Annotated in this window: 12 protein-coding genes; 7 read left to right on the forward strand and 5 right to left on the reverse strand. The window is 63.7% G+C overall.

All coding sequences use genetic code 11. The annotated features are described in order from the left end of the window. Positions 1-117: 117 nt before the first annotated feature. The 5 genes from GGD66_RS00060 to GGD66_RS00080 all read left to right on the forward strand — a co-directional run bounded on the left by GGD66_RS00060 (position 118) and on the right by GGD66_RS00080 (position 5,100). Entirely contained in the window at positions 118-1,206 is a 1,089-nt protein-coding gene (locus GGD66_RS00060; RefSeq protein ID WP_183256556.1) for a TRAP transporter substrate-binding protein, read from the forward strand. Positions 1,207-1,389: 183 nt separating this feature from the next. Continuing rightward, on the forward strand, positions 1,390-1,740 hold the full coding sequence (locus GGD66_RS00065; RefSeq protein ID WP_183256557.1) for a hypothetical protein: 351 nt from the start codon (positions 1,390-1,392) through the stop codon (positions 1,738-1,740). Between the two features lie 477 nt (positions 1,741-2,217). After that, positions 2,218-2,781, forward strand: a complete 564-nt coding sequence (locus GGD66_RS00070; protein WP_018319979.1) for a MarR family winged helix-turn-helix transcriptional regulator — start codon at positions 2,218-2,220, stop codon at positions 2,779-2,781. 194 nt (positions 2,782-2,975) lie between these two features. Beyond that, entirely contained in the window at positions 2,976-3,650 is a 675-nt protein-coding gene (locus GGD66_RS00075) for a response regulator transcription factor (protein WP_092252367.1), read from the forward strand. Between the two features lies 1 nt (position 3,651). Next, positions 3,652-5,100 carry an ATP-binding protein gene (locus tag GGD66_RS00080; RefSeq protein ID WP_183256558.1) on the forward strand — a complete coding sequence of 483 codons (1,449 nt, stop codon included), beginning with the start codon at positions 3,652-3,654 and terminating at the stop codon, positions 5,098-5,100. A gap of 204 nt (positions 5,101-5,304) precedes the next feature. Here the strand turns inward: GGD66_RS00080 and GGD66_RS00085 are convergent, their stop codons facing one another. From GGD66_RS00085 to GGD66_RS00105, 5 genes are all read right to left on the reverse strand, one after another. After that, positions 5,305-6,594, reverse strand: coding sequence for a M20/M25/M40 family metallo-hydrolase (locus GGD66_RS00085; protein ID WP_183256559.1), 1,290 nt, complete (start codon positions 6,592-6,594; stop codon positions 5,305-5,307). A gap of 119 nt (positions 6,595-6,713) precedes the next feature. Further along, entirely contained in the window at positions 6,714-8,369 is a 1,656-nt protein-coding gene (locus GGD66_RS00090) for a TRAP transporter large permease subunit (protein WP_183256560.1), read from the reverse strand. Positions 8,370-8,395: 26 nt separating this feature from the next. Next, positions 8,396-8,977, reverse strand: coding sequence for a TRAP transporter small permease subunit (locus GGD66_RS00095; RefSeq protein WP_092252375.1), 582 nt, complete (start codon positions 8,975-8,977; stop codon positions 8,396-8,398). Positions 8,978-9,148: 171 nt separating this feature from the next. After that, the gene (moaA, locus tag GGD66_RS00100) at positions 9,149-10,168 is read right to left on the reverse strand and encodes a GTP 3',8-cyclase MoaA (RefSeq protein WP_183256561.1); all 1,020 of its coding nucleotides are present in this window, start codon (positions 10,166-10,168) and stop codon (positions 9,149-9,151) included. A 350-nt stretch (positions 10,169-10,518) separates the two neighbouring features. Beyond that, complete coding sequence (locus GGD66_RS00105; RefSeq protein ID WP_183256562.1) at positions 10,519-11,193, reverse strand: HAD family hydrolase; 675 nt, start codon at positions 11,191-11,193, stop codon at positions 10,519-10,521. A 168-nt stretch (positions 11,194-11,361) separates the two neighbouring features. Between GGD66_RS00105 and rpiA the strand changes: the two genes are divergently transcribed. After that, positions 11,362-12,075 (forward strand): ribose-5-phosphate isomerase RpiA, encoded by a 714-nt coding sequence (rpiA, locus tag GGD66_RS00110; RefSeq protein ID WP_092253038.1) that lies wholly within the window; start codon positions 11,362-11,364, stop codon positions 12,073-12,075. 2 nt (positions 12,076-12,077) lie between these two features. Next, the gene (locus GGD66_RS00115; protein ID WP_092252385.1) at positions 12,078-12,620 is read left to right on the forward strand and encodes a DUF2059 domain-containing protein; all 543 of its coding nucleotides are present in this window, start codon (positions 12,078-12,080) and stop codon (positions 12,618-12,620) included. Positions 12,621-12,650 lie beyond the last annotated feature (30 nt).

Below are 12,650 nucleotides of genomic sequence, written 5' to 3' on the forward strand. Positions count from 1 at the left end.
CGGGCTTTTTCTTTGCCGCAGTGCGATCGGGATGGAATTAGGCGGCGGCTTGCGTCATGGTGGTGCCAAGCCTCGGCAAGAAGGCCCACAATCACTGGTACATCAGGGCAGGAAATCATGAAGAGAAGAGACTTCATCAAGGTCACAGGACTTGGCGCGGCCGGCGCCGCCACGCTCGCGGCTCCCGCGATCGCGCAGTCGATGCCGGAAATCAAATGGCGCATGCCGACGAGCTGGCCGAAGTCGCTCGACACGCTGTTTGGCGGCGCCGAGATGATGTGCAAGATGGTCGCCGAGGCGACCGACAACAAATTCCAGATCCAGATCTTCGCGGCCGGCGAGATCGTGCCGGGCCTCCAGGTGCTCGACGCCGTCCAGAACGGTACCTGCGAAATCGGTCATACCGCGTCCTACTATTATTTCGGCAAGGATCCGACCTTCACCTTCGGTTCGGCCGTGCCGTTCGGCCCCAACATGCGCATCAACCAGGCCTGGTACATGCAGGGCGGCGGGCGCGATGTCCTCAACGAGTTCTACAAGAGCTACAACGTCACCTCGCTGCTCGCGGGCAACACCGGCTGCCAGATGGGCGGCTGGTTCAGGAAGGAGGTCAACACGCCCGACGATCTCAAGGGCATGAAATTCCGCATCGGCGGCTTCACCGGTCGCGTGCTCCAGAAGCTCGCCGTGGTGCCGCAGCAGCTCGCCGGCGGCGACATCTATCCCGCGCTGGAGAAGGGCACCATCGATGCGGCCGAATGGGTCGGCCCCTATGACGACGAGAAGCTCGGCTTCTACAAGATCGCGCCGCACTACTACTATCCCGGTTGGTGGGAAGGCGGGCCGATGCTGCTGGCCTTCGTCAACCTCGACAAGTGGAACGCGCTGCCGAAATATTACCAGAGCGTGCTGGAGCAGGCCGGCCACTACGCCAACAACTACATGATGGCGCGCTACGACACCGCCAATCCGCTGGCGCTGAAGAAGCTGCTCGCGGGCGGCACCAAGCTGCACGCCTTCTCGCCGTCGATCATGGATGCCTGCTACAAGGCCGCCAAGGAGCTGCATGCCGAAGTCGGCGCGACCAACGCCAATTTCAAGAAGGTGCACGACTCCCTCGCCAAGTTCACGAGCGACGGCTACGCCTGGTTCCAGGTCGCAGAGGTCGGCTACGACATCTTCATGGCGCGGCGCTCGCAGAGCTGAGTTCATCACCGGTTGGGTGCAGCGCCCCGGAGCGAAAGCTCCGGGGCGTTTTCTTGCGTCCTGGCCGGAGCCCGACTCAAAATTGAAAAACAACCCCATGCACAGTAGCCAGCGGCTTGAAGCAGTGGCAAAATGTAAAAATCGAATAAACCGAAATATAGCCGGCAGCCATTGGACGTGACGATGAGTTTCGATCCCGAGTCCGTTCAAAGCGCGCTGCTCAAGGCGTGGTCGCGGTCGACCGCGAGCCAATGGACGGCTGACAATCCGGCCGCAGGACAATGCAACGTCACGTCGCTGCTCGTTCATGAACTCTTCGGCGGCGACCTGCTGAAGACGCCACTGCCGGCCGGCGACCATTTTTACAATCGGATCGAAGGCAAGAGGTACGACTTCACGGCGAGCCAGTTCGACCGGCCGATCGCTTATGCGGACTTGCCTGCAGATGGGGCCGACGCGTTGCTGGGAGCAACGAGCGATCAATTAGCCGAACTCAGGGCAGCATTTCAGCAGAGCCATACCAAGTCAGGCTAGCGCCACCAGGTGGAAGACGAATGCGAGTCTGACAACGTGCATGCGTTGCCTTCCGTTGAGATTTGCCGGAGGTGTCTGTTCGGAGCGTTCAATCCATAAGGCGGTTCTTCGCTGCGCTCTCTCCATCCTTCACGCTGAAGCGCCATTGCTTACACGAACCTGACAAGCGCGCCCTTCTCTGATGCCTGCTCACCAGCGGTGCGCCGGGAGAGACCATCGCGTTCGGACGCGAGAGATTTCGTGTCATTCAACGCCCACGCGCTGCGTAGTTTTTCGGTGTTCCTTTTACGGAACGGTCGAGTTATCGGAATCCGGCAATCGGGCTGAAGTCGCGGCGTGTCATCACGCCGGTCGCGCTTCACGGTACGGTATACCGGACTCAACCAGTCCCGACGGGAATACAGCATTCACCGAATACGGCGGTTCTCGATCGTTGATCGAGATGCAAGGGCGGCCGTTTCCCGTGGGACTTCTCAAATGAAACTGGCAATTGAAATTCTACAGCTCCTGGTCCAGTCGGCCGACAGCTGGCTTTTTGAAGGGAGCCTTGCGGGGCTGAGCGATCGGGAATGGATGGCCTTGCGCTTTCTCGCCCGCGCTAACAGGTTCTCGCGGACGCCCACGGCTCTTGCCAGCTTTCTGGGCACGACCCGCAGCGTCGCATCGCAGATCGCCGCCGTGCTCGAGAGCAAGGGGTTGATGGTTCGCAAGCCATCTGCAGAAGACAAGCGCTCGATTGCACTCTGCATCACGGGCGAAGGCGAGAAGTTCCTCGAGCGCGATCCAATTAACGTCCTTCGAGATCAGCTCGTGACACTTGAGCTCCCCGATCGATCTCAGCTGCGCGATACGCTTCGCCGCGTCCTCGATGGGCTCGATGTTGCCAAGCGCCGTCACAACGCCGACGTCTGCGGCAGATGCATGTTCCTGATCGAGAGCGGAGAGGGGAAGGATCGTCACTTCAAGTGCCGCCTGTTCCGGAAATCCTTAGCTCCAAAGGATACGACCCTGCTTTGCGCCTATTTCGAGGGACGAGGCTAGGATAGCTGCTACGAACGTCCGCAGGCCCCTACCTTTGGGTCACCTTTGGGGGCACACCTGGTCGGCTTACACAAACCTGACAAACGACTGGTTCGGCCGGACGCTTTTTCGCTGGCCGAGGCGTCCGGAATGATGGAAGACAGCGAAGATGCCGCGCCAGGCGCGCGGTGACCTGAGTATCCGGCGGATATGCGATGCGCCTTCTGATCGTCGAGGACAATGCCGAGCTGTCGCGCCTCGTCGCTGGCGGGCTGGCGGCGGCTGGCTATCAGAGCGACATCGTCGGCAGCGCGGCCGAGGCGCGCGAGGCGGTGAGCAGCGTCAGCTATGCCGCGATGATCCTCGATCTCGGGCTGCCCGACGGCGACGGCCTGTCGGTGCTGCGCGAGTTGCGCGTCAAGATGGAACCGCTCCCCGTGCTGGTGCTGACCGCACGCGGCGGCCTGCAGGACCGCGTCAGCGGCCTGCGCAGCGGCGCCGACGACTATCTCGCCAAGCCGTTCGCGATGGAGGAACTGGTGGCGCGGCTGGAGGCGATCCTGCGCCGGCCGGGCCAGCTGCTCGGCCGCTCGCTCAGTCTCGCCAACCTCGTCTACGACACCGAGAGCCGCCAGATCTTCGTCGACGACCAGCCGCGGATCATCTCCGCGCGCGAGACCTCGGTGCTGGAGATTTTGCTGCGCCGGCAGGGGCGGGTGGTGCCGAAGAAGAACGTCGAGGACCACATCTTCGGGCTGGACGGCGAGGTCGCCTCCAACGCGGTCGAGGTCTATGTCTCGCGGCTGCGCAAGCAGCTCGCCGAACACGGCGCCAAGGTCGTGATCCATACGATCCGCGGCGTCGGCTATCTCATGGACGTGGAGAAATAGCGTGGCCCAGCCCGGATCCAACGTCGGATCCTATGCCGGGTCCTATGGCAGGTCTCCGACGTTCAAATCGCTGATCTGGCGCATCGTGTTCCTGCACATCCTGGCGGTCGCGGTGGTCGCGATCTTCCTGCCGCTGGTGCTGTTCTGGCTGCTCAATTCCGAGATCGACCAGCTGCATCGCGATGCCATGCGCGCCCAAGCCGAGGTGCTGGCGGAGCGCATCGTTGTTCAGCCGGGCGGCCTGCTGACGTTCAATCTGCCGGACAGTCTCAAGGGCCTCTATTCTGAAGCGTATGGCCGCTATCAGTACGACATTCGCGATGCCGAGGGCCGGCTGCTGTTCTCCTCGCATCGGCGCTCTGCCGCCACCGCGGCACCGCGCTCGTCGGAGAGCATTTCCGGCGCCGCCGTCACCCGCGACCTCGACGGCAAGACGGTGCGCATCCAGGTCGCCGAGGACCTTGCGCACCGTGACGTCATCATCGACGACATCGTGTCGAATTTCTTCCGGCGCGTGGGATGGATCACCATCCCGATTCTGCTGGTCCTGCTCGCCACCGACATCATCATCTTCCGCCGCGCGATCGCGCCGCTGTGGAAGGCCTCCGAGGAAGCCAGCAATATCGGGCCGGCGCGCACCGACATCCGCCTGCCGACGGAGCAGATCCCGCGCGAGATCTTGCCGCTCGTCACCGCCGTCAACCAGGCGCTCGACCGCCTCGAAGGCGGCTTTCGGGTGCAGCGGCAGTTCACGGCGGATGCCGCGCATCAATTGCGCACGCCGCTCGCGATCCTGCGCACGCGGATCGAGACGCTCGACGATCGTGCGGCACGGCAGGCGCTGCATGCCGACATCGAAACCATGAGCCGCCTCGTCGCGCAATTGCTGGAGATCGCCGAGCTCGACACCCTGGTGCTCGATCCCGGCGAGACTGCGGATTTGCGCGCTGTCTGCGCCGAAGTGGTCGCCTCGATCGCCCCGTTCGCGATCGCGCAGCACAAGGACATCGCGCTCCGGGGTACCGACGCGCCTGTCAGGATCCACGGCAATTCGGAGATGCTGCAGCGCGCTGTCTTCAACCTCGCGGAAAACGCCATCAAGTTCACGGCAAAGGACACCACCGTCGATGTCGAGGTGCGCGAGGACGGTTCGGTGCGCGTGCGCGATAGCGGCCCGGGGATCGCGGAGGCCGAGCGCGAGCTGATCTTCCAGCGCTTCTGGCGCGCCGACCGCCGCCGCAGCGACGGCGCGGGACTGGGGCTTTCCATCGTGCGCGCGGTGGCGGACGACCACGCCGCCACGGTCGCGGTGGAGAACCTTCCGGGGGGCGGGGCCGAGTTCACGCTGCGGTTTCGGCTGGCGGAGGAGGCTGCTTCTTTCCCCTCTCCCCTCATGTCCGCCGAAGCCTTGGCGAAGGCGGATGTGGGAGAGGATGGCTCGCCGCGATAAGCGGCGAGACGGGTGAGGGGTTCTCTCCACGAGTCCCACTCTCAATCGCGCGCGTGGAGAGAACCCCTCATCCGGCACCGTAGCCGACGCTGCGCGTCGGCGTATGCTTAAGACGGCGGCCGTAGGCCGCCTATGCCGCCTTCTCCCACATCCGCCTTCGCCAAGGCTCGGCGGACATGAGGGGAGAAGGAAGAAAGCGCGCCCCTATTTCAGCTTGCCCGTGGACAGGTCCATGATCATGCGTGTGGCGAGATACAGCCGCGGCACGATGCTGCCCACCTGCACATATTCGGCGTCGTTGGAGTGCGCACCGAAGCCCGACAGGCCCATGCCCTCCACCACGGCTCCGCTGGTCTTCAGCGCGGCAAATGCCGCGTCGGTGCCGCCGCCGGTCGCCTTCTCGTCGACCTTGAGGGATAGGCCGATCTCCCCATAGATCGTCTTGCCGTAGGCGGCCACGCGGCGCGAGGCCTCATTCGCCTCTAACGGCGGGCGACGCACCTCGAACTTGAGGGCGACCTTGGAGTCCGGCAGCAGGCGATTCTTGATCTTGTCCTGCAGCGCCTTCTCCAACTCGTCGAAGTCGGACACCTTGAGCGCACGCGCATCGGCCTGGGCGGTGGCGTCGGCAGGGATCACGTTGCGGTTGGTGCCGGATTTGGAGACCGTCCAGTTCAGCTTCAGGCCCTGCTCCGGCTTCGACAGGTCCTTCATCTGCAGAACCTGGTGCGAGAGCTCGTACAGCGCATTCACGCCGCCCTCGGGCCTTGCGCCGGCATGTGACGACTTGCCTTGCACGCTGAGATAGGCCGAGCCGATGCCGCTGGTGGCGAGGCGCAGCGTGCCGTCCATTCCGCCGCCTTCGAACGAGAATACCGCGTCCTGATCCGAGGCGAATTTGGTGATGGTGCTGCGCCAGCCCGGCGAGGAGATCTCCTCGTCGCCGTTCGTGAGCACTGTGAGCGTGCCGTAATCCCTGAAGCTCAGCTTTTGCAGTAGCGCCACGGTATGGAGGATGAGCGCGACGCCCTGCTTGTCGTCGGCGATGCCGAGGCCGTAAGCCTTGTCGCCGTCGATGCGGAACGGCTGATCCTTCAGCATGCCCTTCAGGTACACCGTGTCCATATGGGCGATCAGCATGATCTTTTTAGTTCCCGTACCCTTGAATGTGGCGTGCACGGCTGGTCCGATCTTCTCGGGCGTGTCGTCGAGGCGATAGATGTCAGTGGTTTGCAGGATCTCCACCGTGCCGCCGAGCTGCTTGAGCTGACCGGCAACGCGCTCGGCGATCTGGTTCAGGCCTTCGATGTCCTTGCTGCCGGATTCGATGGCGACGAGATCGCGCAGCGTGTCGAGCAGCGGCTGCTGCTCCTTTTGCGCCAGCCCATGAACATCGGCAATCGGCTCGGCCCGCACCATCGTTGCGGCACAGGTCAGCCAGAGTGAGGCGATCAACGGGCCAAGGACCGAGGGAGCAGGGTGCAATCGGGGCATGAGCGGCCATCCATAGGCTGAGGATGGCCCGGTATGCCTCCGTTTCCGGTGCTTGTCACGCGCGCCGTCGCGCGTCATGCGCCGCTTGAGCGGAGCACGACGGCGAGGGGCGTCCGCCGCTACTTCGACGGCGGTCCGAGATCCAGCGGCGGCAGCTCGATCTGCGGCACCTCGATCTTGATGGTGCTGGGATCGATGTTGGTCTGCACGCCCTTGTAGTGCATGACCATCGACGGGAACGCGATCACCAGGCCGACCATGATCATCTGGATGACGACGAATGGCACCGCGCCCCAATAGATCTGGCCCGTGGTGACCGGTTCCATCCGCTTGCCGGTGACGCGATCGGTGTATCGCTCCTTCGGCGCGACCGAGCGGAGATAGAACAGCGCAAAGCCGAACGGCGGATGCATGAACGAGGTCTGCATGTTGACGCCGAGAATGACGCCGAACCAGATCAGGTCGATGCCGAGGTGCTCGGCGGCAGGTCCGAGCAGCGGGATCACGATGAAGGCCAGCTCGAAGAAGTCGAGGAAGAAGGCCAGCACGAACACGAAGACGTTGACGAAGATCAGGAAGCCGACCTGGCCGCCGGGCAGCGAGGTGAGCAGATGCTCGACCCAGACGTGCCCGTTGACGCCGTAAAAGGTCAGCGAGAACACGCGGGCGCCGACCAGGATGAACACGACGAAGGCCGACAGCTTGGCGGTCGATTCCGTGGCCTGCCGGATCAGGTCCCAGCTCAGCCGCCGCTTCGCGGCACCAAGGATGAGGGCGCCGGCGGCACCCATCGCGCCGCCTTCGGTCGGGGTCGCGATGCCGATGAAGATCGTGCCGAGCACCAGGAAGATCAGGAACAGCGGCGGCACCATGACGAAGGTGGTCTGCTGCGCCATCTTCGACAGGAAGCGGAAGCCGGTGAGCTTGTCGATGACCCAGTTCACCACGGCGACGACGAAGGCGAAGATGATGCCGCAGAACATGCTGAGCACGACGTAATCGGCGCCATGCACGGTCGAATTGCGCATCATGAACCAGCCGAACACGCAGCTCGCGAGGAACAGCATACCGAGCGAGACCAGGCCGCGGCTGCCACTCTCCTCGCGGAAGCCGATGGCTTCCTTCGGCAGGCCCGGGGTGGCCTTCGGGAAGAACATGCTGACGAGGAATGCGTAACCGGCGTAGAGGCCGGCGAGCACGAGACCGGGGATGAAGGCGCCTTCGTACATGTCGCCGACGGACTTGCCGAGCTGGTCGGCCATCACGATCAGAACGAGCGAGGGCGGAATGATCTGCGCGAGCGTGCCGGACGCGGCGATGACGCCGGCGGCCACGCGGCGGTCATAGCCATAGCGCAGCATGATTGGCAGCGAGATCAGACCCATCGAGATCACGGAGGCGGCGACCACGCCCGTCGTTGCGGCGAGCAGCGCGCCGACGAAGATCACGGCATAGGCAAGGCCGCCGCGGATGGTTCCGAACAATTGGCCGATGGTATCGAGCAGGTCCTCGGCCATGCCAGAACGTTCCAGCACAAGCCCCATGAAGGTGAAGAAGGGAATGGCGAGCAGCGTGTCGTTGTTCATCACGCCGTAGACGCGCTCCGGAAGAGCCTGGAGGAAGTCCGGGCGGAACTCGCCGAGCTCGATGCCGACGATGGCGTAGAACAGGCCGACGGCACCGAGCGAGAAGGCCGCGGGGTAGCCAAGCAAGAGCATGACGACCAGCGACGCGAACATGATGGGCGCCATATTGGCGATGATAAACGCGGTCATGATTTCCCCTAAACCGTCGCCAACGGCTACTTCTTCTCGATCGCTTCGACGAGATGCTCGACTTCCGCCTCCAGCGCCGACACCTGGGATTCATGCGGGTCCGGAATCATTCCGCGCATGACGGCAATTCGCTTGATCAGCTCGGAGATGGCTTGAACGAGCAGGAATGCGAATCCGATCATGATCAGGGATTTGGCGGGCCATTGCGGCAGACCGCCGGCGTTGCCGGATTGCTCGTTGATATGGAATGAGCGCTGGAAGAACGGCACGCCGGTGATGATCATGACGATGCACAGCGGGATGAGGAAGAACAGGTGACCGACCACGTCGATGAGGTTGCGGACCGTCTTCGGCAGCGTGTTGTTCACGATGTCGATGCGGATATGCTCGTTGTCGAGCAGCGTCCAGGGCGAGCACAGCAGGAACACGATACTGAACAGCACCCATTGCAGCTCGAGCCACGAATTGGAGGACGTGTCGAACGTCTTGCGGACGATCGCATTGACCGCCGAGATGATGACGGCGGCCACGATCAGCCACGCCAGGCGTTTGCCCGTCCAGCGTGTGAACGCGTCAATCCTTTGGCTCAGCTTCAGGAGCGCTTGCAACGATAGGTCCTCCCCGATGGTGTGCCCCGGCCGTCTTGACTGCGCCGAAGCGGGCGCGTGGCTTGTCTCGCCGCGCAGGCATGAGGCTGCCGCACCAAACCAGCGGCCGTGCCGCCAGTCAATCGGAAGTTTGTTGATAGTTAAGGGGAATAAGGCCGGAGTTGTACGGAGTTAGCCGCCGGTGACGCTCATGTGCCTGGAGACGCTGGGGCGATCGTGGCGGCGGTCGATGATGAAATCGTGGCCCTTGGGCTTCAGTCCGATGGCGCGGTCGATCGCATCCGCAAGCAGCATGTCGTCATCGGATGCACGCAGAGGTTTGCGTAGATCGGAGGCATCCTCGTGGCCGAGACAGGTGTGCAGCGTTCCCGTGCAGGTAATACGAACCCGGTTGCAGGATTCACAGAAATTATGGGTCATCGGTGTGATGAAGCCGAGCTTGCCGCCGGTCTCGGCGATGCTGACATAGCGGGCTGGGCCACCGGTGCTCTCCGCTAAATCCGTCAGCGTGAATTGCTGGGCGAGGCGCGCGCGCACCAGCGACAGCGGCAGGTACTGGTCGATCCGTCCCGAGCCGATCTCGCCCATCGGCATGACCTCGATCAGCGTCAGGCCCATGCCCTTGCCGTGGGCCCAGCGCATCAGGTCGGGAAGCTCGTCCTCGTTGAGGTTCTTCAGCGCCACCGCGTTGATCTTCACGGCAAGTCCTGCGGCGCGCGCGGCCTCGATGCCTTCCAGCACCTTGTCGATCTCGCCCCAGCGGGTGATCTCGCGAAACTTCTTGGGATCGAGCGTATCGAGGGAGACGTTGATGCGGCGCACGCCACAATCGGCGAGCTCGCTTGCGTGTTTCGCCAGCTGGGTGCCGTTGGTGGTCAGCGTCAGCTCGTTCAGGGCGCCGCTCGACAGATGCCGCGACAGCGAGCGGACCAGCGTCATCACGTTGCGCCGGACCAGCGGCTCGCCACCGGTGAGCCGCAGCTTCTTGACGCCCTTGGCGATGAAGGCCGAGCAGAGCCGGTCGAGTTCCTCCAGCGTCAACAGGTTCGCTTTGGGCAGGAACGTCATGTCTTCCGACATGCAGTAGAAGCAGCGCAGGTCGCAGCGATCGGTGACGGAAACGCGCAAATAGCTGATGGTCCGCCCGAACGGATCGGTCATCGGGGTGGACAGCGCGGCGGATCCGTTCATGCGAGAGGCCTTGTCACTAACGGCGACGGGTGCACCTTGGCTTCAGCGGTGCTCGGCACCCAATCTAAGCATCGGACGCGACGAGGACAATCGGGTGGTATACGTAGATCAACGCCTGCCGGAGCAGCCACCAAGACTTGCCGCTCGCAATAGGCTGGCTCCGGCTAGCGCAACCGTGATGACACGACGCTTGAGCCATCCACTTCGTCTGCGACAAACCGCCACATAACCCCGGGCCGGACCTTAGGAGCGTCGTCTGGGGCAGGCAACCGGCGGGCTGCGCATAGATAATGGATGGTTAGGTGCGGGGTCTCGCGGAATACCGTAGAGATATCAGTATCTTGGTTTCGTCATGCCGTCATCAGGCTGCTGGCGGCGGCTGGCAGGTCACGCATGTGATGGATCAGCCGGTCCGGCTTCAGCTCGGCGATCGGCACGTCGGTATAGCCAAAACTGACGCCGATCACCGGCACCCCGGCCCGGCGGGCCACCCCGACATCGGTTCCGGCATCGCCGACCATGATGCTGGCTTTGACCGCACCGCCGGCGCGCGCCACCGTTTCACGAAAGATGGTCGGGTCGGGCTTCTGGACGCCAAAGGTGTCCGCGCCGCAGATTGCCGCGAAGCGGCGACTGAGGTCGAGCTCGTCCAGCAGCCGCTTCGACAGCCATTCCAGCTTGTTGGTGCAGACGGCGAGGCGATGGCCTTGCGCGGAAAAATGGTCCAGCGCGGCCTCGAGCCCCTCGAAGGGGCGGGATTCGACGGCGATGTGATCGGCGTAATAGGCGATGAAATCCGCGGTCATCCGGTCCATGTCGGCGGGGGTGACGGTGCGGCCCTCGGCCTCCAGCCCCCGCTCGATCAGCTTACGGGCGCCGGCGCCGATCATGTTGCGGGCCGAGGCCATCGGCACGGGCGGCAGCCCTTCGCGGTCGAGCACGTGGTTCAGCGCGGTGATCAGGTCGGGCGCCGTATCCACAAGCGTGCCGTCGAGATCGAAGACGATGGTGTGAGGGGAGGTCATGGTCCAAGCGCTACCGGCCCGGTCAGGTCAGTGCAAGGGGCGGCGCCATAAGTTCAGCTTATAGCCTGGTTCCCAGACCCTGTTCTCCGGCGGAAAACGAGGCTACATAGGCCGCCGAAAGCGGCCACGATCGGCGGCATGTTCGAGACTTCAGAGGCGGGCGCAAACGTGAATATGGACCAGTTGAAGCGACAGGCCGCGGCGCGCGCGCTCGAGGAGGTGCGGGACGGCATGCAGCTCGGGCTCGGCACCGGCTCGACCGCCAAGCATTTCGTCGAGCTGCTCGGCGAGCGCGTCGCCGCCGGGCTCAAGGTGATCGGCGTGCCGACCTCCGAGGCGACTCGCCTCGATGCTGTGCGGTGCGGCGTGCCGCTGACCACGCTCGACGAGATCGACCATCTCGACATCACCATCGACGGCGCCGACGAAATCGATCCCGCGCTCAACCTGATCAAGGGCGGCGGCGGCGCGCTGCTGCGCGAGAAGATCGTGGCGGCGGCCTCGGATCGCATGATCGTGATTGCAGATGACACCAAATGGGTGCCGACGCTCGGCCGCTTTCCGCTGCCGGTCGAGGTCATCCCGTTCGGGCTCGGCGCGACGCGCCGGGCGATCGAGAAGGCATTTGCCGAATGCGGCGTTTCCGGGCAAATGGCGGTCCGCAAGGCCAAGGAAGGCCACGTTTTCGTCACCGACGGCGGCCACTGGATCGTCGATGCCCAGCTCGGACAGATCGGGGATCCTGCCGGCCTCGCCAGCGCGTTGAGCGCGATTCCCGGCGTGGTCGAGCATGGGTTGTTTATCGGCTTGGCCAGCTCGGCTGTTCTGGCGGGCGGCGAGGGAATTCGCGTGATTGAACGGCGTAAGCCGAAAGGAGACTAGGAATGAAGAGCGTTTTGAGATTTTTGCCGGCTGCGACCCTCGCTGTGGGACTGGCCCTCTCGGTCGTCCCGGCCGCCGCGCAGCAGGCTGCGCCCAAGGCTGGCGCCGCACCCGCCCAGCCCAAGGCCTCGCCTGCGGCGATCGCGGCGGCGAGGGAGATCCTGCAGATCAAGAACGCCACCGCGATGTACGCGGGCGCAGTGCCCGGTCTGGTCGAGAAGACCAAGATTGCGCTGACCCAGCAGAACCTCAACTACCAGAAGGACCTCAACGAGGTCGCCCCGATCGTCGCCCAGCAGCTGCAAGGCCGCCAGAACGAGATCGGCGAAGGCATGGCGCAGATCTACGCCAGCGAGTTCACCGAGCAGGAGCTGAAGGATCTCGTCACCTTCTACAAGTCGCCGCTGGGCAAGAAGCTGATCGATGCCGAGCCGCGCGCCATCGGCCTGTCCATGGCCTTCATGAATTCCTGGGCCCAGAACTTCGCCGAGACCGTGATGGGAGCCTTCCGCGCCGAGATGCGCAAGCGTGGCAAGGAGATCTGACAGACACTATCTGATCAGGACTTCCTGACA

The organism is Bradyrhizobium sp. CIR48 (genome assembly GCF_014198315.1).
Classification (GTDB): Bacteria; Pseudomonadota; Alphaproteobacteria; order Rhizobiales; family Xanthobacteraceae; genus Bradyrhizobium.